Annotated in this window: 25 protein-coding genes; 8 read left to right on the top strand and 17 right to left on the bottom strand. The window is 63.1% G+C overall.

Features of this window, described 5'->3' with window-relative positions; all coding sequences use genetic code 11:
* The first annotated feature begins 4 nt into the window (after positions 1 to 4).
* On the top strand, positions 5 to 1,774 hold the full coding sequence (locus tag QXZ85_RS24710; RefSeq protein ID WP_315702890.1) for a branched-chain amino acid ABC transporter ATP-binding protein/permease: 1,770 nt from the start codon (positions 5 to 7) through the stop codon (positions 1,772 to 1,774).
* Positions 1,771 to 2,496: an ABC transporter ATP-binding protein gene (locus tag QXZ85_RS24705; protein WP_315768776.1), complete on the top strand. Its 726-nt coding sequence runs from the start codon at positions 1,771 to 1,773 to the stop codon at positions 2,494 to 2,496. Before QXZ85_RS24710 ends, QXZ85_RS24705 begins: the two co-directional genes overlap by 4 nt.
* 84 nt (positions 2,497 to 2,580) lie before the next feature.
* On the opposite strand, the gene QXZ85_RS24700 is transcribed toward QXZ85_RS24705, so the two are convergent.
* The 5 genes from QXZ85_RS24700 to QXZ85_RS24680 form a co-directional block, all read right to left on the bottom strand.
* Entirely contained in the window at positions 2,581 to 3,726 is a 1,146-nt protein-coding gene (locus QXZ85_RS24700; protein ID WP_315702888.1) for an ABC transporter substrate-binding protein, read from the bottom strand.
* Positions 3,727 to 3,830: 104 nt separating this feature from the next.
* Positions 3,831 to 4,250 (bottom strand): thioesterase family protein, encoded by a 420-nt coding sequence (locus tag QXZ85_RS24695; RefSeq protein ID WP_315702887.1) that lies wholly within the window; start codon positions 4,248 to 4,250, stop codon positions 3,831 to 3,833.
* Positions 4,251 to 4,406: 156 nt separating this feature from the next.
* Complete coding sequence (locus tag QXZ85_RS24690; protein ID WP_315702886.1) at positions 4,407 to 5,168, bottom strand: SDR family NAD(P)-dependent oxidoreductase; 762 nt, start codon at positions 5,166 to 5,168, stop codon at positions 4,407 to 4,409.
* A gap of 25 nt (positions 5,169 to 5,193) precedes the next feature.
* Positions 5,194 to 7,062: a feruloyl-CoA synthase gene (locus QXZ85_RS24685; protein ID WP_315745423.1), complete on the bottom strand. Its 1,869-nt coding sequence runs from the start codon at positions 7,060 to 7,062 to the stop codon at positions 5,194 to 5,196.
* Positions 7,063 to 7,099: 37 nt separating this feature from the next.
* Entirely contained in the window at positions 7,100 to 7,900 is an 801-nt protein-coding gene (locus QXZ85_RS24680) for a crotonase/enoyl-CoA hydratase family protein (RefSeq protein ID WP_315702884.1), read from the bottom strand.
* Between the two features lie 536 nt (positions 7,901 to 8,436).
* Here QXZ85_RS24680 and QXZ85_RS24675 point away from each other — a divergent pair.
* Together QXZ85_RS24675 and QXZ85_RS24670 are read left to right on the top strand one after the other, a co-directional pair.
* The gene (locus QXZ85_RS24675) at positions 8,437 to 8,625 is read left to right on the top strand and encodes a hypothetical protein (RefSeq protein ID WP_315745424.1); all 189 of its coding nucleotides are present in this window, start codon (positions 8,437 to 8,439) and stop codon (positions 8,623 to 8,625) included.
* A gap of 180 nt (positions 8,626 to 8,805) precedes the next feature.
* A complete protein-coding gene (locus QXZ85_RS24670) occupies positions 8,806 to 9,591 on the top strand; it encodes a hypothetical protein (RefSeq protein ID WP_315745425.1) in 786 nt (261 codons plus the stop codon).
* Between the two features lie 1,097 nt (positions 9,592 to 10,688).
* Here the strand turns inward: QXZ85_RS24670 and arsA are convergent.
* The 6 genes from arsA to QXZ85_RS24640 all read right to left on the bottom strand — a co-directional run bounded on the left by arsA (position 10,689) and on the right by QXZ85_RS24640 (position 18,118).
* Complete coding sequence (arsA, locus tag QXZ85_RS24665) at positions 10,689 to 12,446, bottom strand: arsenical pump-driving ATPase (RefSeq protein ID WP_315745294.1); 1,758 nt, start codon at positions 12,444 to 12,446, stop codon at positions 10,689 to 10,691.
* Between the two features lie 1,115 nt (positions 12,447 to 13,561).
* Entirely contained in the window at positions 13,562 to 14,314 is a 753-nt protein-coding gene (locus QXZ85_RS24660) for a hypothetical protein (RefSeq protein WP_315745296.1), read from the bottom strand.
* Between the two features lie 185 nt (positions 14,315 to 14,499).
* Positions 14,500 to 14,976 (bottom strand): DUF3237 domain-containing protein, encoded by a 477-nt coding sequence (locus tag QXZ85_RS24655; protein ID WP_315745298.1) that lies wholly within the window; start codon positions 14,974 to 14,976, stop codon positions 14,500 to 14,502.
* Positions 14,976 to 16,295, bottom strand: a complete 1,320-nt coding sequence (locus QXZ85_RS24650) for a TRAP transporter permease (RefSeq protein ID WP_315702880.1) — start codon at positions 16,293 to 16,295, stop codon at positions 14,976 to 14,978. The genes QXZ85_RS24655 and QXZ85_RS24650 overlap by 1 nt, the downstream gene beginning before the upstream one ends.
* 6 nt (positions 16,296 to 16,301) lie before the next feature.
* Positions 16,302 to 16,811 (bottom strand): TRAP transporter small permease, encoded by a 510-nt coding sequence (locus QXZ85_RS24645; RefSeq protein ID WP_315702879.1) that lies wholly within the window; start codon positions 16,809 to 16,811, stop codon positions 16,302 to 16,304.
* Positions 16,812 to 17,101: 290 nt separating this feature from the next.
* A complete protein-coding gene (locus QXZ85_RS24640; protein WP_315768772.1) occupies positions 17,102 to 18,118 on the bottom strand; it encodes a TRAP transporter substrate-binding protein in 1,017 nt (338 codons plus the stop codon).
* Between the two features lie 314 nt (positions 18,119 to 18,432).
* Between QXZ85_RS24640 and QXZ85_RS24635 the strand changes: the two genes are divergently transcribed.
* Positions 18,433 to 18,852 carry a PaaI family thioesterase gene (locus QXZ85_RS24635; RefSeq protein WP_315745300.1) on the top strand — a complete coding sequence of 140 codons (420 nt, stop codon included), beginning with the start codon at positions 18,433 to 18,435 and terminating at the stop codon, positions 18,850 to 18,852.
* 5 nt (positions 18,853 to 18,857) lie between these two features.
* Here QXZ85_RS24635 and QXZ85_RS24630 read toward each other — a convergent pair whose 3' ends face one another.
* Positions 18,858 to 19,742 (bottom strand): LysR family transcriptional regulator, encoded by an 885-nt coding sequence (locus QXZ85_RS24630; protein ID WP_315702876.1) that lies wholly within the window; start codon positions 19,740 to 19,742, stop codon positions 18,858 to 18,860.
* A 123-nt stretch (positions 19,743 to 19,865) separates the two neighbouring features.
* Here QXZ85_RS24630 and QXZ85_RS24625 point away from each other — a divergent pair, with 123 nt between their 5' ends.
* Positions 19,866 to 20,495: a pyridoxamine 5'-phosphate oxidase family protein gene (locus QXZ85_RS24625; RefSeq protein WP_315768770.1), complete on the top strand. Its 630-nt coding sequence runs from the start codon at positions 19,866 to 19,868 to the stop codon at positions 20,493 to 20,495.
* Here the strand turns inward: QXZ85_RS24625 and QXZ85_RS24620 are convergent, their stop codons facing one another.
* The gene (locus QXZ85_RS24620) at positions 20,496 to 21,224 is read right to left on the bottom strand and encodes a glutathione S-transferase family protein (protein WP_315702874.1); all 729 of its coding nucleotides are present in this window, start codon (positions 21,222 to 21,224) and stop codon (positions 20,496 to 20,498) included.
* Between the two features lie 210 nt (positions 21,225 to 21,434).
* Here QXZ85_RS24620 and QXZ85_RS24615 point away from each other — a divergent pair, with 210 nt between their 5' ends.
* Positions 21,435 to 22,133, top strand: a complete 699-nt coding sequence (locus tag QXZ85_RS24615) for a YafY family protein (protein ID WP_315702873.1) — start codon at positions 21,435 to 21,437, stop codon at positions 22,131 to 22,133.
* The gene (locus tag QXZ85_RS24610; protein WP_315702872.1) at positions 22,126 to 22,437 is read left to right on the top strand and encodes a YkgJ family cysteine cluster protein; all 312 of its coding nucleotides are present in this window, start codon (positions 22,126 to 22,128) and stop codon (positions 22,435 to 22,437) included. The genes QXZ85_RS24615 and QXZ85_RS24610 overlap by 8 nt, the downstream gene beginning before the upstream one ends.
* Before the next feature lie 78 nt (positions 22,438 to 22,515).
* Here the strand turns inward: QXZ85_RS24610 and QXZ85_RS24605 are convergent, their stop codons facing one another.
* From QXZ85_RS24605 to QXZ85_RS24590, 4 genes are all read right to left on the bottom strand, one after another.
* On the bottom strand, positions 22,516 to 22,908 hold the full coding sequence (locus tag QXZ85_RS24605; RefSeq protein WP_315702871.1) for a hypothetical protein: 393 nt from the start codon (positions 22,906 to 22,908) through the stop codon (positions 22,516 to 22,518).
* A 128-nt stretch (positions 22,909 to 23,036) separates the two neighbouring features.
* A complete protein-coding gene (locus QXZ85_RS24600; protein WP_315703189.1) occupies positions 23,037 to 23,387 on the bottom strand; it encodes a DUF3307 domain-containing protein in 351 nt (116 codons plus the stop codon).
* A gap of 366 nt (positions 23,388 to 23,753) precedes the next feature.
* On the bottom strand, positions 23,754 to 24,638 hold the full coding sequence (locus QXZ85_RS24595; protein ID WP_315702870.1) for a DUF6537 domain-containing protein: 885 nt from the start codon (positions 24,636 to 24,638) through the stop codon (positions 23,754 to 23,756).
* 19 nt (positions 24,639 to 24,657) lie between these two features.
* A complete protein-coding gene (locus QXZ85_RS24590) occupies positions 24,658 to 25,326 on the bottom strand; it encodes a cyclic nucleotide-binding domain-containing protein (protein ID WP_315702869.1) in 669 nt (222 codons plus the stop codon).
* Positions 25,327 to 25,446: the final 120 nt, after the last annotated feature.

The following is a 25,446-nucleotide window of genomic DNA, read 5'->3' as shown; positions in this document are numbered from 1 at the left end:
CGCGATGCGCGAGCGTTGGCCCCTCCTCATCTTTACCGCCATCATGGCGGCGATCCCGTTCATCCCGGGCGTACCGCCGTTCTGGATCGTGCTGCTCGACAATATCGGCCTGTCCGCGCTGGTCGCTATGGGGCTCGTGCTGCTCACCGGCGTGGGTGGGCTCACTTCGTTCGGCCAGGCCGCCTTTGTCGGCTTCGGCGCCTACACCACGGCCGTGCTGTCCGCGAATTATGGCGTATCGCCCTGGCTGACCCTGCCATTGTCGCTCCTGGTCTCCGGCGCAGCGGCGGTGCTGCTCGGACTCGTCACCGTGCGCCTGTCAGGCCACTATCTGCCGCTCGGCACCCTCGCCTGGGGGCTTGGGCTGTTCTACCTCTTCAGCAAGCTCGCATTTCTCGGCCGTAATGACGGCGTTTCCGGCATTCCGCCGCTTGCGATCGGCTCGCTGAAGATGCTCGATGCCGGCACGATCTATTACGCCATCTGGATCGGGGTGCTGCTCGCGGCGCTGCTGACGATGAACCTGTTGGATTCTCGCACCGGCCGCGCGATCCGCGCACTGCGGAGGGGCCACATCGCGGCCGAGGCCTTCGGCGTCTATGCGCCCAGCGCCAAGCTCCTGGTCTTCATCTACGCCGCCGTGCTGGCCGGCCTCTCCGGCTGGCTCTATGCCCACTTCACCCGCGCGGTGAACCCGACTCCTTTCGGCGCCCAGGCCGGCATCGAATATCTGTTCGTCGCGGTGGTCGGCGGCGCCGGCTATGTGTGGGGCGGCGTGCTGGGCGCCGCGATCGTCGTGATCCTGAAGGAAGTGCTGCAGAGCTATCTGCCGCTGCTGCTGCATGGCGAAGGCCAGCTCGAGACGATCGTGTTCGGCATTCTGCTGGTGGGGCTGTTGCAGCTGGCACCGACCGGCCTGTGGCCGTGGCTGACGGCATGGCTGCCGCTCAAACCGCTCGGGAAAAAGCCCGCGACCTCGCTCACGCTGCCCGCGCGCGAGCGCCAAGCCGCCCCGCACGAGGTGCTGCTCCAGGTCGACAACGCCAGGAAGCAGTTCGGCGGCGTGGTCGCAGTCAACAACGTCTCCTTCGAGGTGCAGGCGCGCGAGATCGTGGCGCTGATCGGCCCGAACGGCGCCGGCAAGAGCACCACCTTCAACCTGATCACCGGCGTGCTGCCGGCGACCTCCGGGAATGTCTCGATGCTGGGCAAACCGATCGGCAAGGCGCCACCGCAGGAGGTGGTCAAGCTCGGCATCGCCAGAACCTTCCAGCACGTCAAGCTGGTGCCCGACATGACCGTGCTGGAGAATGTCGCGATCGGCGCGCATCTGCGCGGGCACGCCGGGCCACTGTCCAGCATGCTGCGGCTCGACCGCGGGGACGAGGCGAAGCTGCTCGCGGAAGCCGCGCGGCAGATCGCACGCGTCGGTCTCGCCGACCAGATGGATCAGCTCGCGGGCTCGCTGTCGCTCGGGCAACAGCGCATCGTCGAGATCGCGCGAGCCCTCTGTGTCGATCCGATGCTGCTCCTGCTCGACGAGCCTGCCGCGGGCCTGCGCCACATGGAGAAGCAGCGGCTCGCCGCGCTATTACGTGAACTGCGCGCCGGCGGCATGTCGGTGCTCCTGGTCGAGCACGACATGGGATTTGTGATGGACCTCGCCGATCGCATCGTGGTGCTCGATTTCGGCACCAAGATCGCGGAAGGAACGCCAGCCGCGATCAAGACCAATCCAGAGGTGATCAAGGCCTATCTCGGAGCCACCGCATGAGCGTGCTGCTGTCGGTTACGGACGCTCATGTGTCCTATGGCAAGGTCGAAGCGGTGCGCTCGGTCTCGCTCGAGGTCGGTGACAACGAAATCGTCACCATCATCGGCGCCAACGGGGCCGGCAAGACCACCCTGCTCAGCGCCGTCATGGGCGTGCTGCCGCTGAAGGGACGCGTCACGTTTGCCGGCGAGAACCTGGCCCGGCTCGAGATCGAGGACCGCGTTGCGCTGGGTCTTTGTCTCGTGCCCGAACATCGCGAGCTGTTCGCCAGCATGAACGTCGAGGACAATCTGCAGCTCGGCGCGTTCCGCATGAACAAGGCGCGCACCGCTGCCGGGTTCGAGCACGTCTACACGCTGTTTCCGCGGCTGAAGGAGCGGCGCAAGCAGCTTGCCGGCACCCTGTCCGGCGGCGAGCAGCAGATGCTGGCGATGGGCCGCGCACTGATGGGCGCACCCAAGCTGCTGATGCTGGACGAGCCGAGCCTCGGCCTTGCCCCGATCATCGTCGCCGGCATCTTCGAGATCATCGCCAAGCTGCGGCAGGATGGCGTCTCGGTGCTGCTGGTCGAGCAGAACGCCAAGGCCGCGTTGCAGGTAGCGGACCGCGCCTATGTGATGGAGCTCGGCGAGTTCGTGCTGAACGGCAAGGCGGACGAGATCGCGACCGACCAGCGCGTGGCCGCCAGCTATCTCGGCTTTGCCGAGACGGCAGCGGGCTAGACGACAGAGAGCAGACCGAGACGCTGAAGGCCGGCTCGACGAGCCGGCCTTTCGTTTGCGTGGATCGAATGAAGCGATCTTCGCCTATTCCGCCGGGACGTACTTCCCGTCCTTCACGGTCAGGATGATGCGGGCGCGGTCGTCGAGGCCGGAGCGATCCGTTTCGGTGAAGTTGTAGACACCCTGGCTGGCGGCCAGGTCCTTCTCGGTCAACAGCGCCTGACGGATCGCCTCGCGGAACTCCGGCGTGCCGGGCTTGGCAGTCTTCAGTGCCACCGGAATGACGCGCTTCAGGATCTCGAAGGCGTCATAGGAATGGCCGGCGAACTGGCTGCGGCTGTTCGGGCCATACTTGGCCTCATAGTCCTTGTTGAGCTCCAGACCGGGCTTCTTGGTCAGCGCGCTATCGGCTTGGGTTTCCGGCGACATCACCGGGCCGGAGGCCATGATCACGCCCTCGGCTGCCTTGCCCGCGATGCGGATGAAGTCCATGCTGGCAGCGCCGTGGGTCTGATAGATGAGACCCGTATAGCCGCGCTCGCGCAGCTCGGTCTGCGGCAGCGCCGCGGCGGTGCCGGAGGCGCCGACCAGGATCGCATCCGGATTGGCGGCGACCAGCTTGAGCACCTGGCCGGTGACCGACGTGTCGGGACGCGCGAAACGCTCCTCATCGGCGATGGTGATGCCCATCGGCACGGCCTGGTTCTTCAGGTCGTTGAACCAAAGATCGCCGTAGGAATCGGAGTAGCCGATATAGCCGACGGTCTTGATGTTGTGCGCCTTCATGTGCTCGTACAGCACCTTGCCCATGATCGGCACCGGCTGCGGCATCACCACCGACCATTTGGCGCGCTCAGGCGTCACCGGAAACGGCGCCAGCGCGAAATGCGGAACGCCAGCCTCATTGGCGACATTCGATACCGCGATGGTGGGCGGCGTCACCGCCGACCCCATGATGATGTCGGCTTTGGACTCCGTGACAAAGCGCCGCGCGTTGGTGGTCGCGGTGGTCGGATCGCCGCCGTCGTCGAGCACGATCACCTTCAGCGGCACGCCGCCGATCTCTTTCGGCACGAATTCCAGCGCGTTACGCTCGGGGATGCCGAGCGCCGCTCCAGGGCCGGTGGTCGTGGTGGTGATGCCGATCACGATCTCGTTCGTCTCGGCCGACGCTGACGCGATACCGAGCACGGTCGCGACTGCAGCCGCCGCCCAATAGGCCTTCTTCATCGATTGTCCTCCCTTCATTGTTTCGCTGTTCAGAGCGTTTTGCTGTTCAGAGCGCAATATTCAGCTGAAGTCGAGCCCCTCTTTAGGCGACAATGCCGCAGGAGTCAGCCCTGCATGAATTTAACCTTTATTTCCTCAGGGATCGGCGCCGATTTCAGCTTGTCGGGGTTGTCGGGATCGCGCCCGACCAGGACGCGGGTCTCGAAGCCTTCGATCGCCAAAGCCTCGCCCTTGTAGACCTTGTGAATGACCTCGAATGACGACCGCTTGAAACTCTCGATCCGGCTCTCGATCGTGATCCAGTCGCCATAGGTTGAGGGGATGTAGAACTTCGCGCGGGTGTCGACCATGGGAATGCCGACCAGGCCGTAGCGGCGGACGATGTCCTGCTTGGAGAAGCCGGCCGCCTCGAACATGACCGAGGTGGAATCGTCGAACATCGCAAAATAGCGCGGGTAGTAGACGATGTTGGCAGGGTCGCAATCACCCCACTGGATCTGCACGTCGCGGCGGTGGATGAACATTTCAGCTGCCGATCTCTTTCCGCTGTCATTCCGGGGTGGCTCGAAGAGCCGAGCCCGGAATCCATTTCACCACCGGCGCCGACGCCAAATGGATTCCGGGCCCGACGCTGCGCGTCGTCCCGGAATGACGGTCCATTGTCAGTTGGTGCCGCGACTTCACCGCGGGGCCATGCGCAGCGCGGCATCGAGCCGCACCACCTCGCCGTTGAGATAGGGGTTCTCGACCATGTGCAGCGCGAGGGCGGCAAACTCGTCGGCGTTGCCGAGCCGGCGCGGGAACGGGATCGCGGCGGCGAGCGAGTCCTGTGCCTCCTGCGGCAGGTTGGCGAGCAGCGGCGTGAGGAACAGGCCGGGCGCGATGGTCATCACGCGGATGCCGAACTGCGCGAGCTCGCGTGCGATCGGCAGGGTCATCGCGACGATGCCGCCCTTCGACGCCGAATACGCCGCTTGGCCGATCTGGCCGTCATAGGCCGCAACCGAGGCCGTATTGACGACGACGCCGCGTTCGCCGGTGGCCTGCGGCTCGAGCTTCGACATCTCAGCGGTTGCAAGCCGCAGCATGTTGAACGAGCCGATCAAATTGACCTTGATCACCTTGTCGAAATCGGAAAGCGGCATCGGGCCGTCGCGGCCGATCACACGCTTGGCAACGCCGATACCGGCGCAGTTCACCAGCACCCGCGCCGGGCCGTGCGCCTTGGCCGCCTGCGCGATGCCGGCTTCCGCCGCTGCGGCATCGGAGACGTCGCAAACGACGGCCGTGCCCTTGATTTCCGCGGCGACCTCTTCGGCCAGCTTGGCGTTGAGGTCGAACACGGCGACCTTGGCGCCCTGTGCGGCAAGCTTGCGGGCGGTCGCAGCGCCAAGTCCGGAGGCGCCCCCCGTGACGATCGCAGCCTGATCCTTCAACAACATGATTGGTCTCCCTTTGATGCGCTGCTCAGCCGGCGACGATGATGTCGTCGGACGGCGTGGCCGCGTAGATATGCTCGATCAGCTCTTTCCGATTCTCCAGCACGGCGCGCTGGTTGATCGAGCCCTTGTCGGTGACTTCGCCCTTGTCGATCAGGAGCGGCGTTCCAAGCAGCACCGCGCGGGTGATCCGGTTGGACGAGCCGGTCGCCGTCGTCAGGAATTTCGTGAAGCGCTCGCGGAACGCCGCGCGGATCAGCGGATCGGCGGCCGTTGCGGCGAGATCGTCGAGCGGCAAGGTCGCGTTGATCAGCCGGCAGCCGTCGAGATCGAGCACGACGATGGCTGCGATCTCATCGCGGTTGATGCCGGCGATGATGACGTCGCGCGCCAGCGGCGCACAGGCCGCGATGAAGCGGGCGCGCAGCGGACCGACCGAGACCCAGGTGCCGCTGGCGAGCTTGAAATCTTCGGCGATGCGGCCGTCGAAATCGAAGCCGGCGTCGAGATCTTCCGGGTTGGCGGGCTTGAGCGCATCGCCCATCTTGTAGAAGCCTTCCTCGTCGAAGGCTGCCGCTGAGACGTCCGGCTGGCGCCAGTAACCCGGCGTCACATTCGGCCCCTTGGCGCGCACCTCGAGCTTGCCGTTGTTGGGCACGAGCTTGGCCTCGTTGCCCGACACCGGCAGGCCGACATGGCCGGAGCGGCTGGTGCGCGGATTGACCGACATGAAGAACGGCGCGGTCTCGGTCGAGCCGAGGCCGGTCAGCATCGGCACCCGCGTGCCGGTCTCGGCGACCGAGAGTTCGTCGAGCTCGTTCCAGACATGCGGCGCCATCGCCGCACCCGAGAAGAACATCGCGTGCAAGCGGCCGAAGAATTTCTTCCGCAAAGCTGCGTCGTCGCGCAGATAGGGCAGCAGCGACTCATAGCCCTTGGGGACGTTGAAATAGACCGTCGGGGAGATCTCGCGCAGATTCCGCACCGTCTCCTCGATGCCTCCAGGCACGGGCTTGCCCTGGTCGAGATACATCGAGCCCCCGTTGTACAGCGTCAGCCCGATATTGTGATTGCCACCGAAGGTGTGATTCCAGGGCAGCCAGTCGACGATGACCGGCGGCTCGTCCTTCAGGAACGCCAGGGTCTCGCGGATCATCACCTGGTTGGCGCAGATCATCCGCTGCGTATTGATGACCGCCTTGGGATTGCCGGTCGAGCCGGAGGTCAGCAGGAATTTTGCGATCGTGTCCGGGCCGATGCTGTCGTGGGCGGCAGCGAGCCCCGAATGAAGCGGCGTCGCGATCAGATCCGCCAGCATCGTCACCGCGCGGCCCGGGACCGCGCCGAACGAGGCCGCGATCTCGGTGCCGTCAGGCACGTTGGCGATGAGCGCATCGGCGAATTTGCCGGCGTCATCGGCGAAGACGAGACCGGGCGTCAGCAGCTTCATCAGGTAGGCAAGCTTGCCGTAGTCACGCGATACCAGTGAATAGGCCGGCGACACCGGGCAGAATGGAACGCCGGCATAAAGCGCCCCGAACGCGACCAGCACATGGTCGATCGAGTTGCCGGACAGGATCATGACGGGACGATCCGGCGACAGACCGCGTGCCAGCAGTGCCGAGGCAAGGTGCCGGCTCGCGGTCAGCAGCGTGGCGTAGGTCAGCTCGCGCCAGCCCGTAGGCCCAACGCGCTCGGCCATGAACACGCGGTCCGGCGCGGTCTCGGCGAAATGATGCAGCCGATCGGTGATGCGCCGCGGATAGTCCGCAAGCGCCCGCTTGGGCCGGAGATAGAGGGTGCCGTCGGCGCGGCGCTCGATATTCACCGCGGGGTCGTTGAACGAGATCGCGCGCAAGGGATGGGCATCCGGCTTATGCGCCGGCGTCTCGTTCATTCCTCCCTGTGTGCTTGTTATGATTGGCGCGTTCATGTCACGTCGGTTTCACCTTTGCGGTCTTGTGATCGAGAAAGGCGCGGATGCGGCGCTTGGCCTCCTTGTCGCTTTGCGCGACGGTGGCCATCAGCGACTCCATCAACAGGCCGGTCTGCGGATTTGTTTCCGCGATCAGGGGCAAGGCCTGCAGCACGGCGAAATTGGTCAGCGGCGCGTTGCTCGCGATCTTCTCGGCGAGCTCCATCGCCTTGGCAAGGCCGGTGCCGGCGTCGACCAGATATTGCGCGAAACCATAGGCCGAGCCTTCGGTCGCGGAATAGACCCGGCCGGTCAGCATCATGTCCATCATGCGCGCGACCCCGATCAGCCGCGGCAATCGCACCGAGCCGCCGCCGCCGACGAAGATGCCGCGCTGGCCTTCCGGCAGCGCGAAATAGGCCGACGGCTCCGCGACGCGGATATGCGCGGCACAGGCGAGCTCGAGGCCGCCGCCGATGACAGCGCCCTTCAGCGCCGCGATGACCGGCACGCGGCAATACTGGATGCGGTCGAAGACGCGGTGCCAGGTCTGCGAATGCACGAGGCCTTCGGTGGCGTCGCGCTCGCGCAGCTCGGAGAGATCGAGGCCGGAGGAGAAGTTGTCGCCGATGCCATGGATGACGACGGCTCTGACATCATCCGGCAGGCCGGCAAAGCAGTCGCCGATGTCCTGGATGATGGCGTCGTTGAGCGCGTTGCGCTTGGACGGCCGGTTGAGGCCGACGGTGAGGACGGCGCCCCGCTGTTCGATCTGGAGCAGCGCGGAGTCCTGCGCTGATGCGGTGTCGGCGTTTCCCATCGGCTCTATTGTGTCCTATTCAGAATAGTTATGTTTTATAACGATTTTGCCGGGAGTCAACACGCGCATCGCGCCATGATGTTGTGCGCTGCGGCAAAGATATGACGCCGCGTTCCCGCGGCGGATCGCGCCCGAGTCCTGCGAAACGACATGCCCCTTCGAGAATCGAGAGGGCGCAGGGAAGGCCGGGCGCCGGCTGGCGCCCGCGGCCCGCCTGCAGAAAAAAAATGCAGGCGGCAGGTACCACAGGCTCAGCCGAGTCAACCCGGCCTTCCCTGCGCGATGGTTTTAACGCTTATACGTAGTCTCCCTGGTGCACCGGGCTTTCTGGCCACCATTCGCGACAACGCGCTGACGCGCGTTGCGCGGGACACCAGCGTCGGGGTGTCAGGACGCTACGACTTCACGTCCGCAAGAGCATCGTTCGTCCGCATCTCCATAAAGGACATGCTGCGACCTCTCGCGGCCACCGCTCCCCGCCCCGCGTGTCGTGACGATCGCGCGCAACGCCCCTCTCGTCGAGGCGGGATGCGGACATGATGCACGATTTCTGGAAAAACGAAAGTGAAAAATTTCGTGGTATCGATCCCGCGCGGCGCCTCCTTGAAACGGCTCGCGAAATGAGTTTTTCGGGGCGAGGAGTTTATCACACCCGACGAAGCTTCGCGCTAAGCGACCGCGCAATAGCCGCAAGTGATTTGCCCGACAGGCGGGAACAACACTGATGTAAGATCCGCGCAGGTCAATCGGCAATCATTTGTGATTCCAGCGCCATTTGCGACAGGTGATAACGGCAAACGCTCATCGCTCGCGGCCCTTTGCACGTTAGGGGCTTATGTCTATGCCAATTCAAGCCGGCAGCCTAGATTATCTGCTCTTCTATTCGCCGTCAGTGAGCACGTATCATGCCCAGAGCATTCCCTTCCCAGATCACAGGATACCTTGCCACAACCTTTAAAACGCCCGAGAATCTGAGCCATGCGACCGTCCATTCCTATATCGGCGCCGTGGCAGGTTTTCTTGACCTATACGACCAGCTTCCAGATGAGCTAATCCGTCTATCGCCGGATGATTCTGCAATCCTAATTGCTGCGATCGGCACAATACGTATTGGCATGGATCAGTTTCGACGAACCAGCAATCCTGAGGGCCTGAGACCTGTTGGCGGCGCACTCAACAATGCATGGCGGTTGATTGCAACTCTCAAAGACGCGGCTCCATCGATCGTTCATGATCTGTCATTCATAACAGATGCGAGCCTTCAAGAAATGATAGGCTTGGATATTTCGGCAGTCGCGACAGACCTTCAGTCCGGCGAATGGAAAGGAGCCACCATCATTGCCGGCAGCTGCTGTGAAGCCTTGCTTCTCTATGGACTACAAACCACCGAAACCAAGAAGCCGGGCGCTATAGCCACCGCTGTCGGTGCCATCACATGGCCCTCGAAACGACCCAATGCTTCAAACCTGACGGATAGTACGTGGGACCTTTTTTCGTACACCGAAGTGGCCGCCAAAATTGGACTGATTTTCAGTTCCACAAAGGATGCACTGACCCTTGCTCGCAATTATCGCAATCTTATCCATCCTGCTAAGACCGTAAGAGAACACGTCAAGTGTGACCGCGGAACGGCCTATATCGCCACAGGCGCGCTTGAACATCTACTCTCCGACCTGAGAAAGAATCTGTAGTCCGTAGGGTGGGCAAAGGCGCGAACGCGCCGTGCCCACCACCGATCGAGCGCGCTGCGTGGCGGTGGGCACGCTTCGCTTTGCCCACCCTACGGACTACGGACTACATCTACCAAAGCTCAATTTGTCTTCCCGATAGGTTGATCCCGAACGCCGATCAGGAGCACCGCCGTCTTTACTTCTTCGTTTGGCTGGAACCGGTCGGGGCCGTTGTGCCGGCGTTGGAGCTCTTCTTTCCGCTTTTCGTGTCCGTCTTAGTGGCCGGGGCCGCCTGACTGAACGCAGATGATACATTCGCGGCCATGAACGCGATTGCAGCCAATATCGCTAGGGCTTGTTTCACGTCGTATCTCCTTCCCATGGTGCTCCCAGTGGATTGCAAATATCGTGATATTTGGCGGCCAGAACGTTGATGGAGATCAATCGACGTTTTAGCGGCCAAGAGAATTGAGTCGATTACTTCCGGCTATGGCACCTGGCTGACCTCCAGGCGCGGCTCTGCCGACGTCCGTTTGTGGCCTTTAGTAGTCAGGACATCACGCATGCTGCCAACTGAATCCGAAGCGGCGGATTACGCTCCGCTAATCCGCCCTACGGGCTACGACTTCACGTCCGCAAGCTGCCGTTCGTCGGCGCGCCAAACACGCGCTGCGGCATCATCGCGGCCATCGCTCCCCGCCCCGCGTGTCGTGACGATCGCGCGCAACGCCCCTCTCGTCGAGGCGGGATGAAAGGCATGATGCACGATTTCTGGAAAAACGAAAGTTGAAAATTACGTCGATTGGACGGCGCGCATCGCCATGCGTTGAGAGCGCTTACAAAATGAGCTTTTCCGCGCAGGCAATTTCTCGCTTCTCAACGGCGTCGCCGGCAATGACTTCCCACAAAATTGGCGAGGTGATTCGCCCGACAGGCGGGAGCCAGGTCCCGTCATTGCGAGCGAAGCGAAGCAATCCAGGCCACGGTACGGGCCCATTGGCGCGCAGCCTCGCCCCTTCAGTCGCAGGGCAACCGCATATGGCGCCTTGCCCATTCGCGCCGGAGCTTCCTCATCGCCATCGCGAGCTTGTGCCGGCCATTGAGGGAATCGGAGTCGATCATGACAACGCCTCAAGCTCCTTCACACCGATAGGAGGCTTGCTTCGCCAGCCGATCATGAATGCTCGTTTTGCCAGTCCATTCTGAACACGAGCAATCTGTATCCTCTCTCTCGCGAGCCGCATCCGCAGCAAGGGATCGTGAGTTCCCGAACCTACGAGGCATTTGTTGATGACCCAACCGAACGGCTCGACGCCGGCGCGCCGCAAGTCCTCCTGAAGAGCAGCAGCCTCTGAAACTGGAGTTGTCTCGGGCAAGGTCACCAGGACCACCCGGGTGAGGGCAGGATCTTGCAGCCTCATCAGCGGCGTAACGATACGCCCCGGTCCGCTTGGGTCCAGTTGGCTTGTCATCTGGCGATGATAAGCACCGGTCGCATCGAGCAAGAGCAGGGTGTGGCCTGTCGGAGCCGTATCGAGCACCACAAACGCGCTTCGTGCCTCCGCGACAATGTGGGAGAAGGCATGGAACACTGCGACTTCCTCAGTGCATGGCGAAGCCAGGTCCTCAAGAAGCAGCGCCCTGCCCTGTTCGTCTAGGTCGCGGCCACGGCTCGCCAATATTTTCGCGACATAGCGTTCCGTCTCAACGCGAGGATCAATCCGATCCACGGTGAGGCCCGGCATCACTCCCTCGACGACGAAAGTGACGTGGGCTGCAGGATCGGTCGTGCTGAGGTGGACGGCATGCCCGCGCTTGGCGAGCCCCACGGCGATGGCAGCGGCAATCGTCGTCTTTCCGACGCCTCCCTTGCCCATGACCATGATGAGGCCATGCTTGCCCCGGGAGATCTCATCGACCAACCGGTCGAGACCTGGCAGGTCAACCGGCTCGGCATCCGGCGCGCTGGCCGTCATCGGAGGCGATGCACTGGATGCCGACAACACCGCCCTAAGGGCCGTCAGACCCACGATATCAAAGCCAAACAATGGGATTTCGTCGCGCGGTAGTTTCGTCAGCGACGCTGGCATCGCGGCGAGAGCCTCGTCCTGATCCCGCTCAAGGGCAACTGCCACGGCATCGGTTCGGTCCGTGGCACGAAAGCGCCCGTTGACGGCGAGTGTCTGGTTCGAGAGATTGAGCGCATCGAGCTCGCCCGAAGTTCTGGCCGCCTCGCGTATCGCCCCGCGATCGGCCCGGGTGACGAGGACGATGGTCGTCCGCTTGGGATCGCCCAGTGCCTGAAGTGCCTGGCGAAAGCGATCCTCCTGCATCTTCAACCCTGAATGTGGGCCGAGGCAGGATGCCCCTCGATCATTGTCTTTCAGAAAGCCGGTCCATGCCTTTGGCAGGCTAAGAAGCCGCAACGTGTGTCCGGTCGGGGCCGTATCGAAAACGATATGGTCGAAGCCCGTCATATCGCCATCCAGCAGTCCTACGAACTCATCGAAGGCGGCGATCTCAGTGGTGCAAGCGCCGGAAAGTTGCTCGCGAACAGTCGATTTCTCCTCAAGAGTAGCCGCTGGCCCGAGTTGCTCGAGCACGCGGGTTCGATAGCTCTCGGCTGCTGCCTCCGGGTCAATGTTCATCGCGAAGAGCCCAGCCACGTGCGGCACCGACAGCGGGCTATCGGTTAGGCTGATCTCCAGGATCTCGTCGAGGTTCGATGCAGGATCGGTGCTGACCAGGAGGATACGCAAACCACGATCGGCGAGACCGATGGCAGTAGCACACGCCAGCGAGGTCTTGCCGACACCGCCCTTGCCGGTGAAAAAGAGAAACGGTGTTGGAGCGTCGAGCGTGCGCAAGCGGAGCATCAAAATCCATCCTAAGGCCGGCGCGCTGATGTGAGGGGGGCGTGCATCGCCTCGCGATGGAGATTAGTTAGTAAACCTCTGACGACTCCTTGTTGCGATGGATCAATAACCAGACGGCCCCCAAGCGCAATGAGACACAGGGCGGCCATGGTCCGCTCATGGCTCAATAGCGAATGAGCGACAACCCTCGTGAGATCTGCTGAGTCGGGCATTGCGGACGAAGTTTCCGCCGCGTGAGGGCGTCCCGGGGTAACGGGAGCGTGCCTGCGCCCTTGCGTCTACAACACCACTTGCACATCGACCACCACGCAGTTGGCGACTGCAATTTCGTCTTCTCCTGCGGAGGCCAAAGAGCATATCTTCGGGAACGGCTCGACCCTTCCCGCGATCACGGTTAGCTCCCCTCCCCGTTGCGGGCAGGGCTATCGCATATGGCTGGAAATAGTCCGTAGGGTGGGCAAAGGCGCGAACGCGCCGTGCCCACCACCGATCGAGCGCGCTGCGTGGCGGTGGGCACGCTTCGCTTTGCCCACCCTACGGACTACGGACTACATCTACCAAAGCTCAATTTGTCTTCCCGATAGGTTGATCCCGAACGCCGATCAGGAGCACCGCCGTCTTTACTTCTTCGTTTGGCTGGAACCGGTCGGGGCCGTTGTGCCGGCGTTGGAGCTCTTCTTTCCGCTTTTCGTGTCCGTCTTAGTGGCCGGGGCCGCCTGACTGAACGCAGATGATACATTCGCGGCCATGAACGCGATTGCAGCCAATATCGCTAGGGCTTGTTTCACGTCGTATCTCCTTCCCATGGTGCTCCCAGTGGATTGCAAATATCGTGATATTTGGCGGCCAGAACGTTGATGGAGATCAATCGACGTTTTAGCGGCCAAGAGAATTGAGTCGATTACTTCCGGCTATGGCACCTGGCTGACCTCTAGGCACGGCTCTGCCGACGTTCGTTTGTGGCCTTTAGCGAAGTAGCGACAGCTCTCATGAGGTAAGCTTGGTCGGACGCAGCGGAGAGATTCAGCGCGTGAGCGCGTCCCGCGATGACGGCGGCGTAGCCGCGGCCTTGCGCCTACAGCACCACATGCATCCCGGATTGCCTCGTGCCGCGGCTAGTTCGCCTTGACGATTTGCGCGATCGCTAGAAGATTATGAGGACGCACGCGAATGACGCCGCCGCTTGGGCTGTCGATATCTGCGATGAGGAACAGCGAAACGGAGACCACGACTGGCAAGACAAACAGGAGGAGCTCCCCTTGTCGGCGTTCGCCGTAGCCCACCAGCAAGTTGCAGCAGATTGCCATGAGCGCCATCATTGCCCATGCCCCGACGGGTATTCGATTCCACCAGGCCGCCTGCGTATATCCCTGCGCGTTGAGGACGTCGTTCATGCCGGAAATCGCCAGCGCCGTCGTCGGTGTCGGCTGGCTCGCTGCTGCCAGCGCGACCAGAGCCCAAAGTTGGTCCTGCACCTGCACGGTCTGCTGGTCGATGCCGGCTTCATCGCTCTGCTCGTAGAAGGCAATGCGCAGCTCGAGATATCTTCTCAACATGGTGCGCGCGCGCACACGGCCGTCCGGGGGCAACAGATCGGCGCGCAGATATTCGGTGCCGATGGCATTTGCTTCCGCCTCCTCCAACGCCTTGCGCTGATCGTACCTGTTGACCGCCATCGAGAACGTAAATCCAATGATGAGAGCCAGCAGCGTCAGCGTAGCAGCCTGCACGGTGTTGAAATCGTGACGCTCGCCTTGCTTGAAGGAAACGGCGCGCTTGCGAAGGAAGTCGCCGGCGTAGGCGGCGACGGCTTGTGCAATCAGCGCAATCGCGAAGACGACGAAGGGGCTATCGAAATGAGCGGACATTGATGGCCATGAGGAGGCATGGCGCTATTGTGGGCACCGTCCGCGATGGACCGTTGATTTAGGTCAAGGTTCGGTTGTTCACTACGAGCGAATTGGCGACAGCTCTCCTGGGTCCGCTTGGTCGGGCCTAGCGGATGAGATTTCGGCGCGTGACCGCGTCGCAATGACGGAGGCAGGCTTCGCCTTCATAACACCACGTGCACATCGACCACCACGCGGTCGGCGTGGCGGGCGGCCGAGGCGACGAAGAGGTGCTGCATCAGCCAGCGATATTTCTCGTGGCCGGTCTCGAAGCGTGGCGTGGTGCGGAAATAGATCAGCGCGGGATCGACCGGCTCGCCGCGCTTGAGCTTCTGCAGCAGCTCGACCGACCCGAAGCGGATGCCGCGGTTCTCGACGTAGACGATCGCACCCTCCTCGGTCTCGAAGGCGTATTTCGCCTCGAGCTCGATCAGCTCGTTGGGGCGGATGATCTGGAAGTCGGCGCCGAAGGCGCAGACGTTGCCCCAAATGCCTGCGCCATCCAGACCCGGGCCCTTCACCTCGCCGCCCGTGATCGGGATGATCCGCCTGACGCCAGTGCCGATCTCGCCGGCGGAGGTGACTTGGCCGATCCGCGCGGTGATGGTGAAGACGTATTTCGTCTGCAGCACGGGAGTCATCAGCGGGCCATCATCTGTTGCGGCAACCAGGTGGCGAGCAGCGGAAAGGCGATCAGGATCACCAGCCGGATCAGGTCGGTGACGACGAAAGGCAGCACACCCTTGAAGATCGTGGAGAACGACACGTCCTTCACCACGCTCTTGATCACGAACACGTTCATGCCGACCGGCGGATGGATCAGGCCGAGCTCGACCGTCATCACGATGATGACGCCGAACCAGATCGGATCGAAGCCGAGATGCTGGATCACCGGGAAGATGATCGGTACGGTCAGGATGATCATCGCCATAGCATCCATCAGGCAGCCGAGCACGAGATACATCACCATGATCAGTGCCAGCACGCCGTACGGCCCGAGCCCTAAGCCGGTGAGGAACTCCGTCACCTTCTGCGGCGTCTGCGTCACCGTGAGGAAATAGCCGAAGATCAACGCGCCGATCAGCACCGTGAACACGGCGGCCGCGGTGCGGGTCGCCTGCAGCAGCGAGGCCAGGATCTTGTCCTTGTCGAGCCTCCCGGTGACGACGCCGATGATGAACGCGCCGGTGGCGCCGACGCCGCCGGCTTCGGTCGGCGTGAAGCGCGGCAGGAACGGCAGGCCATAGAGGCCGCCGATGACGAACAGGAACAACAGCACCGGCGCCCAGATGTCGCGCAAACCCTGGAAGCGCTTGCGCCAGGGCAGCGACTCGCCCTTGGGCAGAAAGCCGGGCATGACGCGACCGATCACCGCGATCGTGATCATATACATGCTCATCGCGAGCAGGCCCGGAATGATGCCGGCGATGAACAGCTTGCCGATGTCCTGCTCGGTAATGATGCCGTAGACCGCCAGCACCGTCGACGGCGGCAGCATCGCGCCCAAGGTGCCGCCGGCCGCGATCACGCCGGTGGCGAAGGATTGCGGATAGCCGAAGCGGCGCATTTCCGGATAGGCGACCGCGGAGAAGGTGGCGGCGGTCGCGACCGACGAGCCGCAGATCGCGGCAAAGCCGCCGCAGGCGGCCACGGTGGCGATGCCGAGCCCGCCGCGCATATGGCCGACGAAGCCGTTGGCGGCGCGGAACAGCTCGCGGCTCATGCCGGAATTGGAGACGAAGGTCCCCATCAGCAGGAACATCGGGATTACGCCGAAGGTGTAATCCGTCACCGTGCGCATCGAGGTCTGGCCGACCAGCTTGAGCGCGGCGGGACCTGAAACGAGATAACCGAAGCCGGAGACGCCGACGAGCCCCATCGCCATGCCCACCGGCACGCGCAACAGCATCAGCGCAAACAGCGATACGAAGCCGATGAGGGCGACCGCATCCGTGCTCATCAAGACTTACTCCGTCACCTTGACCTTGGGGTCATGGATGTCCTCGGGATGGAAGATCAGCCGATAGGTCCTGATCGCGATCAGCAGCACCGCCGAGACGTCGCCGATCCAGGCGATCGCGAAGAACGGCCAGGTCGGCATGTGCAGGTCGAAGGTCAGCACGTTGTCCTGATAGGTGCCGCGCACCTTGTCGAACAGCGTATAGGTCTGCACCGTCACCACGAACAGCAGCACGAGGGTCGCAAAGATGTCGATCCAGCGCTGATAGCGCGGCCCGACATTGCCCCAGACCAGATCCACCGTGATGTGCGTGCCGCGATACGAGGTCGCAGCAATGCCCCAGAAGATGAGGATGCCGAGCAGCATGCGCCCGATATCGAACGAGTCCGGGATCGAGTAGTTCAAGGTGTTGCGCAGCAGCACCGACAGGAAGATGTCGAGCGCGACGATGCCGACGAAGAACGCGGCGATCCACTCGATCCCGTCGATGATCCGGTCCATCACAGCGCGATTCATGACATCTCTATCCGTGCGTCAGGCATGCACCGTCCTTAGAAGTTCGTTCGCGAGCTGTTGCGTAGCAAGCGGATGGCCCCTGTCTTTCCGCTCCCGTCCGCCGCAGCTCGAAAGAGGAAAGGCGGATGCGGGAGGTTCGATCGTCTCGGGCCTCATGGTTCGAGACGCGCCGCGAGCGGCGCTCCTCACCACGAGGAACTTTGATTTCGCCCGGAATTCAGCCCTCGTCCCGAGGAGCCCGCCAAAGGCGGGCATCTCGAAGGACGAATGATGTGGGATCAACGCGGGTGCTATTGCGCCAGCGCGTTGTACTTGGCGAGCGAGGCCTTCAGCTCGGCCATGGCGGCATCGGCATCGACGCCGGTCTTCTTGACGCCGTCGGCCCAGGTCTTGAACAGCGGCTCGGAGGCCTTCTTCCACAGCGCGGTCTGCTCGGGCGTCAGCTTGTAGACCTCCTGACCGGACTCGGCCTTGATCTTGTCGACGCCGGCGTCCTCGAACTGTCCCCAGTGCTCGCCGACCTTGCCGGCCATCTCGGTGGTGCAGTTGTCGTCGATCGCCTTCTTCTGGCGGTCCGACATCTGGTTGTATTTGTCCTTGTTCATGACAAACACGAAGGTCGTGACGTACATCGGCGCGTCGATGTGATACTTGGTGACCTTGTCGACGCCGAACAGCACCAGCGAGCCTGCGGGGAAGAAGACGCCATCGGCGACGCCTCGCTCGATGATGTCGCGCACCTCGGGCGCCGAGGACTGCACATTGGTCCCGCCGAGCTGGGTGACGAAGTTCGCGATCGTCGCGTCCGCCGGGCGGATCTTCATGCCCTTGATGTCCTCGGGCACCAAGACCTTCTTGGTCCTTGTGTGCAGCGACGACGGGGTATGGACGAAGGCGAGACAGTATTTGACGTCCTTCATCTCCTTCTCGGCATATTTGCGGTACCACGCATCCAGCCCTTCGGAGCCGCCCTTGGCGTCCGAGACCAGGAACGGCAGTTCGCCGGCGCCGACGATCGGGAAACGGCCAGGCTGATAGCCGGGATTGACGTAAGTGACGTCGGCGATGCCGTCGCGCGCCATGTCATAATGGTCGAAGGCCTTGCCGAGCTGTTGGGCCGGAAACACCTTGGACTTGATGGTGCCGCCGGAGGCCTTTTCGACCGCCGCAGCCCAGTCTTCCAACGATTTCTGCAGCGGATGGGAGGCCGGAACCCAGTGCGAAATCTTCAGGTCGAACGTCTTTTCCTGCCCGAACGCGGGCGTCACGGCGGCAGCAAGCCACAACGCCAGAAGCGCCTTCCTCATCGAGATCGTCTCCTCATGACGGGCCTTCGAGGGCCCTTTGGTTCATTGTTATATGATATAAACATCATTGCAAGCGCCGCGGCATCGCGCGCGACTGCCCGGCGAGGCCAAGCTATAGCATCGCCAGATGCAGGGAATGCGAAGAAAGTTGCAGGCGCAACCGCGCGCTCTGAACGCACCGTTGGCGGCGGACAACCCAAAGTATCAAGCGGAAGACGGCGTGACGCAAAAGCCGTTTAAAACTTTGTAGGCGGTGCAAACCGCGCACAGCTGGCGTTCAATGCGGGCAACCGACAGAGCCGGGGAAGACGCATATGAGTTTCGAGGCGATCCCGCCGGGATTCGAGCCGCATTTCCGCAAGAGCCCGTTCACCGATCCTTGGGAGCCGCTCTACGCGCGCAAGACGGAGAAGGCCGTCATCCTGGGACTCAGGCTTGCCACACCGCACACCAACGCGCGCGGCCTGATTCATGGCGGGCTGATCGCGTCGCTCGCCGATAATGCGATGGGCTATAGCTGCGCCCAGGCGCTCGGATGGGAGGTGTCGCTGGTCACGATCAATCTTGCGGTCGACTATGTCGGCAGCGCGCAGACCGGGCAATGGCTGGCGGTGGAGAGCGACGTGATCAAGACCGGCCACACCATCTGCTTCGCGCAGAGCCTGATCAAGGCGGATGAGACCATAATCGCGCGCGCGAACGGCAGCTTCCGCGTGGTGCCGAAGAGGGTGTGAGAGGTTCAGCCGAAGCGCCAGTCGCAGGTTTCGGTGACGAGATCGATGAAGGCGCGCACTTTCGCCGACAACAGCCGCGAGGTCGGATAGACGATGTGGATCGGCAGCTTGGGCTGTTCGAACTTCGCCAGCACGATTCGAAGCCGGCCGCGCCGGATCGCATCTGCCGCCTGATAGGCCAGCACGCGCGTCAACCCACCGCCGGCTTCCGCATATTGGACCGCCACGTCGGCATTGTTGGTGACGAAGCGCGGCACGGTCGGCACGCGCAACTGGTGACCATCTTTCACGAAGCGCCAATCCGACGCAGGCCCGAACTGGATCGTCTGGTGTTCAGCCAGCGCCTCCGGCGACCGCGGCTCGCCGCGCGCTTTCAGATAGGCGGGCGAGCCGACGACGATCCGGCGCATCTCTCCCACGTGGCGGGCGACCAGCGAGGAATCCGGCAGCTGGCCGATGCGGACCGCAAGGTCGACGCCGTCCTCGACCAGGTTGACGACGCGATCCTCCAGCCGCAACTCACCCGCGACCTCGCGATAGCGCTTGAGATAAGCGCTCATCACCGGGCCGACGTGAAGCCGGCCGAAACCGACCGGGGCTGAGACCACCAGCCGCCCGCTCGGCTTCTGGCGCTCGCCTTCGGCCGCAAGCTCCGCCTCTTCGATATCGGCAAGAATGCGCCGGGCGCGTTCCAGGTAGCGGCGGCCGGCATCGGTCAGCGCCACCGAGCGCGTGGTCCGCTGCATCAGCCGCGCGCCGAGATGCTTTTCGAGCGCTGCCACCAGCCGTGTCACCGCCGACGGCGACAGCCGGAGTTTTCGCGCCGCCGGCGCAAAGCCCTGAAGCTCGGCCACGGTGACGAAGGCCTGCATGGCGTCGATCCGGTCCATGCGGATTATTGCATATCCGGCAACGATGAAGTGTCAAGCGGATGGATTGTTTCAGAGGACTGCGCCGACCATTTTCCGAAGGGAGGCGGGCCGGACGACCGGTCCGGTCAAGGAGCAACTCCAATGACGGATACCCTGATCTATCCGAGTGACGTGGCCTTCTCACCGGCGGTGAAGGCGATCCAGACGCGAAAGGGCTCGCGCGAGACCTATGCGCATGTCGAGCAGGGCCGCGGCTGGCGCACCGCGATCGATCCCGATCTGGCCGCGTTCCTCGCCCAAACCACGAGCTTCTATCTTTCGACCGCCTCGGCGGACGGCCAGCCCTCTATTCAGCATCGCGGCGGGCCGAAGGGCTTCCTCAAGGTGCTCGATGCGCGCACGCTCGGCTTTGCCGACTACAGCGGCAACCGGCAATACATCACGCAGGGCAACCTGTCGGAAAACCCCAAGGCGCACATCTTCATCATGGACTACGCGCACCGAAGGCGCGTGAAGATCTGGGGCGAGGCGCGCGCGATCGAGGACGATCCGGCGCTGGTCCGCAGCCTCATGCCACAGGGCTACAAGGCGCGGTCGGAACAGGCGATCCTGTTCACGATATCGGCATGGGACACCAATTGCCCGCAGCACATTCCACAAAAATTCGACGCGGCCGATGTCGCGGCAGCACTGGCCGCTCGCGACGCCCGTATCGCAGAGCTCGAGGCCGAGCTGACCCGATTGAAGGGCCAGCCGGCGACGACGTTTTGATCAGGCCGCTTCCGCCGCCGTGCGCCACGCAAACTCCGGATAGTACTGCGCCATCATCCGCTCGACATAGGCTGCGAGGTTGGCGAAGCCTTCGGTGCGCCGGCGCAGCTCCGATTCGAAGTACGGCGTCAGCAGGCCGGCCAGCATTGCAAATGCGGTTGCATCGGTGCCGCACGGCCTGTCGCCCAGCAGATAGGGCTTGTCGCCGAGTTGAACCGACAGCGCACGCACCGAGCGCGCGGCGAGCTCGACATCATCGCCGGGCGCATGGCGGCCGAGCCCCGAGATCAGGTAGTTCTCGGCAACCCGGAACTGCGCGTCCTCGCGCAGCCGCTCGCGCCTGTCGTCGGGCGCGCCGTCGAAGAAATGCGACGGCCCCTTGGCGAAGTTCACCGGATCGACCCAGCGCGCGCCGACCAGCCCGAAATAGATATGGTGCTCGAGCATGCGCTCGAACGCCCAGGCCTGCGCACGGGCCGCCGTATCGTAGCCGTCATCGAAGTCGATCGCGTATTTGCGCTCGAGATGGGCGCGGATGAAGGTCGAATCCGCGATCAGTTCGCCGTCGTCCTCGATGAACGGCAACTGTCCCTTCGGCGAGGACGGCGGCATCGCCCGCTGCTTGCGATAGGCGAGGCCCGCCATCTTCAACTGCACCTCCGTCTTGGTGACGAAGGGGCTGATCTCCGGCAGGCTGAAGCCTGCGCCCAAGCCAAACAGCGTGATCATCGAAGCGCTCCCGATTTCTTCAACAGCCGCCGAACGCTATCGAGACCCTGCTGCCACCATGGTGTCAGCAGCGGCTGTAGCGCCGTCCAAAGTCCCAGGCCATAAGCCATCATCATCGATATCACCCCTTCAATTGCAGCATGAGCTCGGTATAAAACCCAGCTGCTGCCAACATGCTGTCAGCATCAGGGAGCCTTCGCAGGACGAGCCATGAGACGCGCCGACCGGCTGTTTCAGATCATTCAAGTGCTGCGACGATCGCGAAACCCGCTGACCGCGGACGCGATCGCGGCCGAACTGGAGACATCGAAACGCACCATCTATCGCGACATCGCAACCCTGATCGGCCAGCGTGTGCCGATCCGCGGCGAAGCGGGGATGGGCTATATTCTTGAGAAGGGTTTCGACCTGCCGCCCTTGATGCTGACGCCGGACGAGATCGAGGCGGCCGTGCTCGGTGCACAATGGGTGATCGGACATGCCGACCCGGTGCTGGCGCGCGCCGCCGAGGACCTGATGGCCAAGATCGCGGACACCGTGCCGGAGCGGCTGCGGCCGTTCGTGCTGGAACCCGCAAGCCGCGCGCGGCCACCCTGGGCCCGCGAGCCCGACCGCATCGACATGGCGCGCACGCGCACCCAGATTCACGAGGGCAAGAAGATCGCGCTGCGCTATTGTGACGAGCAGGGCCGCCACAGCGAGCGCACGATCTGGCCGATCGCGATCGGCTATCACGAGGCGGTGCGCATTCTCGCCGCCTGGTGCGAGTTGCGGCGCGACTTCCGCAGCTTCCGGACCGACCGGGTGGTCGAGGCGGATTATCTCGACCAGAGATACCCTGAAAGACGCGAGGCGTTGCGCGCGAAATGGCGGCGCAGCCTGGTCTGGGAGGCACCAAAGGATGTCTGACCTGCAAGCTTCCACGGCGAGCCCGTGCCAGGCCTGCGGCGCCTGCTGCGCCTATTCGGAGAACTGGCCGCGCTTCACGATCGAGGAGGATGCTGCGCTGGATCTGATTCCGGCGGCGTTCGTCAACGCGCGGCTGTCGGGCATGCGCTGTGACGGCAATCGCTGCGCGGCGCTGCAGGGGACGATCGGCGAAGCCACCGCCTGCGGCATCTATGCGTTGCGGCCGGAGGTGTGCCGCACCTGCATGCCCGGCGATCCCGAATGCAACATGGCGCGCCGAAAATACGGCCTGTCGAAGCTCTGATCACGCACCGGCTCGCCCAGCCGGAACCGTTCACCGAGGTCTTGCGCAGGAAGGGCTCACGTGACGTGGGCTGGCCGATCAGCCTGCGGCCGGCGCCAGATCATCGTCGAGATCGTCATCCAGGGGAGCGAGGACCGAGAGAGGCTTGGTCGAGAGCGAGATCGGCTTGCGACCGCCCGAGGCGGCGCCCGCGCGCAAACCCTTGCTGTCGCGCGATTGGGCGTAGAGCACGCCGCCGACCCTTCCGCCACATTGCAGCAGGTCGCGCTCGCTGCAGCTTGCGGCGATCGCGAGGGCCAGCGAATGCAGATGGCTTCGCCGGTAGCAGAACAGCGCCAGCATCGCCCTTACGTCACCTGACACGCTGTCGACCAGTGCCGGCAGGCCGTTCTCATTGGCGCGATACATCTCGCCCAGCAGTTCCTCGCCGACCGGGCAGGACTCGTCAAACGCGTCGCGGTTTGGAAACATCGGTCGATCCCCTCATGCGCAGATTGCATGGGAATCGCTAACGAAGGATTAACCACGATGGCCAGTAGTTGTACGGAGACCATTGACACAGCGTCGATCGCTGCGCGGCGACCCGTTTATGAGCCGGATCAGCCGTTCGCAGCCATGAAAATCGACAGTCCGAACCCGGTCAGGTGATGCAACGCCTGATCGACCCCGATCAGGGTCCAAAACCAGGGATGCTCCAGCGTCATACCGAAATGGGACGAACAGATGCCCTTGGCGCGATCGATGGTGATGTGGATGACGAAGTCGACGAAGGCGACGAACCAGAATCTTGGCGCAACGATCAGGATGAGAGCCAGTGCGACGGCAAGGTGGATCAGGCAGTGCACCAGGAGCGGCAGAGCCCAGCCCTTTCTCTGATCCTTGCCGTGGGCCATCCAGGCGTTCTGCAGGACGAAATCGCCGATGATGTGCTTGAAGGTGAGCAGCAGCATCCAGCCGAGCAGCGCACCGAGCGGAACCGACGACGACAAAGAGGGAAAAGACAAAGCTGACGCTCTCGCTACGACTCACCTTGGACGCACCGGGAACGGGAGGCGTTCAGCGGCATCGGTTCGAAGGCCGGCCAGTTCGACGCGTGTGCTGCATTTATGACATCTCTGATGCAAATTTGCACGAAAAAGGGAACTCAGCAGCCGACCTCGCTGCACCGGCCCGTCCATAGGGTAAATTTGTGCATCGCGCGGTCAGAAGACGGTCCGCGTGCTCGCTCTCTAGAAAATTGGTCTCGCCATCTGGAGGATTGCGAAATTGGATACTGCCGGAATACGCCAGCCCCGGACTGCGACCTCGTCGCAGCTTCATTCGGCGGCCTTAGCGCCGGGATGGTCTGCGAGAGTCCGCGCCCGGATCTGGGCGATGGTGCGCTTGAGCGAGGCCTGACGGGGATCGGGCATCGCCGCCGCCCGCGCTTCCGCGATCGCCTCGGCGAGATCGGCAAGCGGCAACCCGCCATCGAAGGTCGGCTTGGCCAGCCCTCCGACGATTGCGTGCCAATCGGCGAGGCCCTGCCAGTAGGCGTCGCCCTGCCCCTGGATCATGGTCGCAGTTTCAACGACCGCGGCGGCCGAGGCTGGCTGCTTATCCAAGCAGCGGGCAATCATGTGGAGCCAGCGCTCGACCCAAATCCGCTCCTCGGCGTATCGCACCGACTGCAGTCGCCACCGCTTGAGCCCGGCGAAAAGCTTCAACCGGCCGACTGCCCGTTTGGAGGCGGTCGAAAAGCGGACCGATACGCGCCTCCGGCGCAACCAGCCGATCTTCTCGAACGTGCTCATCAGCGAATCCGCGGCGAACTTCGGCAGCACGCCGACCAATTCGTCGAGTCGAAACCGCCGCACCTCTGCGGCGGCGTGAGCTCGGGCCGCATGGCCCGTTTCCATTGCCGTCAGCTTGAGCTGCGCGATCCGGATCAAATCCTCATAGGCCATCCGCAGCGCGAGCAGGCGCGCGATCTCGCACAGCAGAGCCGCATCGACATGCGGCCGACCGATGAAGCGCTTGACGCGATCGACATAGAGCTGGGCATAGCTCGGCCCCTGATAGTCGATCAGCAGATGAACGCCTTCCGCGACGATGGCCGCCGCAGCCTCGGGCAGATTCTCGGGCAGGAATGGTACGGGCGCATCGTCATCGCCGAGAACATCGGCAAGCAGGTAACGCAGTGAGGAGAGAATGCTCGTCACAGCCGCACCAGCCTCCCGATCAGGCCGACTTCACGGTCACAGCGGCCGCGGCGGTCTGCTGGGCCAAGCGTCGCTCCAGGGTTTCGATGTTCTGGAACAATCGCGCGCTCGCGAGCCGCAGGAAATAGAAGGCGAAGGCGGGGTTCTGCACATAGAGCTGCTCGACCTGGTCATAGCTGACCGAGAGGATCAAGCCGTCCTCGTCGCATTCCAGCGTCTGTGTCCGCGTGTTGGAGGGCGAGATCATGCCGAACTCGCCGACGATGGCGCCAACCGGCAGCACGATGCCGGATTCGACCAGGCGAAAGCGGCCACTGACGATGTAATACATGCTGTCCGCCTTCTCGTCCTTGTAGAACAACACTTCGCCGGCGGTGCATTTCCGCTCGGTCATGAACGGCTTGAGCCATTCCATCGACAGATCGCTGTTGACCGACCGCTTCACGTCACGAACCAGCTGCAGCATCTGATGCAGGCGGTAGCTGTTCAACGGCAGCAGCACGCCGTGAAGCGCCAAGACCGCATAGTTGTGGGTCGGAATAGCGGTCGCGATCAAAACGACATTGGTCAGGATCGCAAAGACCCGTAGCGGGATCATCGTCCGCATCGAGAGCGTCGCAACCACGAAGATCGACGCAAACAGGCTGCCGGCGGCGCCTGCGTGCTGTACGAGGTGTGAGGTATCCATTCGGATCAACCAGACTTTCTGGATCCACGGCGGAGGCGGAGCCGTACCAGCGTTTCCGCCCCCATCTCAATATGTCAGCCAGGACTCGTGATATACGGCGAAAAAGCGACGTTTTAACCG

This window comes from Bradyrhizobium sp. SZCCHNGR1005, assembly GCF_032489995.1.
GTDB lineage: Bacteria > Pseudomonadota > Alphaproteobacteria > Rhizobiales > Xanthobacteraceae > Bradyrhizobium.
This window is presented reverse-complemented; position numbering and strand designations above follow the sequence as displayed.

Bases quoted from the DNA above. Each gene is read 5' to 3' on its own strand.
- QXZ85_RS24710 (WP_315702890.1), top strand. From the start codon at position 5: ATGCGCGAGCGTTGGCCCCTCCTCATCTTTACCGCCATCATGGCGGCG.
- QXZ85_RS24705 (WP_315768776.1), top strand. From the start codon at position 1,771: ATGAGCGTGCTGCTGTCGGTTACGGACGCTCATGTGTCCTATGGCAAG.
- QXZ85_RS24700 (WP_315702888.1), bottom strand. From the start codon at position 3,726: ATGAAGAAGGCCTATTGGGCGGCGGCTGCAGTCGCGACCGTGCTCGGT.
- QXZ85_RS24695 (WP_315702887.1), bottom strand. From the start codon at position 4,250: ATGTTCATCCACCGCCGCGACGTGCAGATCCAGTGGGGTGATTGCGAC.
- QXZ85_RS24690 (WP_315702886.1), bottom strand. From the start codon at position 5,168: ATGTTGTTGAAGGATCAGGCTGCGATCGTCACGGGGGGCGCCTCCGGA.
- QXZ85_RS24685 (WP_315745423.1), bottom strand. From the start codon at position 7,062: ATGAACGAGACGCCGGCGCATAAGCCGGATGCCCATCCCTTGCGCGCG.
- QXZ85_RS24680 (WP_315702884.1), bottom strand. From the start codon at position 7,900: ATGGGAAACGCCGACACCGCATCAGCGCAGGACTCCGCGCTGCTCCAG.
- QXZ85_RS24675 (WP_315745424.1), top strand. From the start codon at position 8,437: ATGATGCACGATTTCTGGAAAAACGAAAGTGAAAAATTTCGTGGTATC.
- QXZ85_RS24670 (WP_315745425.1), top strand. From the start codon at position 8,806: ATGCCCAGAGCATTCCCTTCCCAGATCACAGGATACCTTGCCACAACC.
- arsA (WP_315745294.1), bottom strand. From the start codon at position 12,446: ATGCTCCGCTTGCGCACGCTCGACGCTCCAACACCGTTTCTCTTTTTC.
- QXZ85_RS24660 (WP_315745296.1), bottom strand. From the start codon at position 14,314: ATGTCCGCTCATTTCGATAGCCCCTTCGTCGTCTTCGCGATTGCGCTG.
- QXZ85_RS24655 (WP_315745298.1), bottom strand. From the start codon at position 14,976: ATGACTCCCGTGCTGCAGACGAAATACGTCTTCACCATCACCGCGCGG.
- QXZ85_RS24650 (WP_315702880.1), bottom strand. From the start codon at position 16,295: ATGAGCACGGATGCGGTCGCCCTCATCGGCTTCGTATCGCTGTTTGCG.
- QXZ85_RS24645 (WP_315702879.1), bottom strand. From the start codon at position 16,811: ATGAATCGCGCTGTGATGGACCGGATCATCGACGGGATCGAGTGGATC.
- QXZ85_RS24640 (WP_315768772.1), bottom strand. From the start codon at position 18,118: ATGAGGAAGGCGCTTCTGGCGTTGTGGCTTGCTGCCGCCGTGACGCCC.
- QXZ85_RS24635 (WP_315745300.1), top strand. From the start codon at position 18,433: ATGAGTTTCGAGGCGATCCCGCCGGGATTCGAGCCGCATTTCCGCAAG.
- QXZ85_RS24630 (WP_315702876.1), bottom strand. From the start codon at position 19,742: ATGGACCGGATCGACGCCATGCAGGCCTTCGTCACCGTGGCCGAGCTT.
- QXZ85_RS24625 (WP_315768770.1), top strand. From the start codon at position 19,866: ATGACGGATACCCTGATCTATCCGAGTGACGTGGCCTTCTCACCGGCG.
- QXZ85_RS24620 (WP_315702874.1), bottom strand. From the start codon at position 21,224: ATGATCACGCTGTTTGGCTTGGGCGCAGGCTTCAGCCTGCCGGAGATC.
- QXZ85_RS24615 (WP_315702873.1), top strand. From the start codon at position 21,435: ATGAGACGCGCCGACCGGCTGTTTCAGATCATTCAAGTGCTGCGACGA.
- QXZ85_RS24610 (WP_315702872.1), top strand. From the start codon at position 22,126: ATGTCTGACCTGCAAGCTTCCACGGCGAGCCCGTGCCAGGCCTGCGGC.
- QXZ85_RS24605 (WP_315702871.1), bottom strand. From the start codon at position 22,908: ATGTTTCCAAACCGCGACGCGTTTGACGAGTCCTGCCCGGTCGGCGAG.
- QXZ85_RS24600 (WP_315703189.1), bottom strand. From the start codon at position 23,387: ATGCTGCTGCTCACCTTCAAGCACATCATCGGCGATTTCGTCCTGCAG.
- QXZ85_RS24590 (WP_315702869.1), bottom strand. From the start codon at position 25,326: ATGGATACCTCACACCTCGTACAGCACGCAGGCGCCGCCGGCAGCCTG.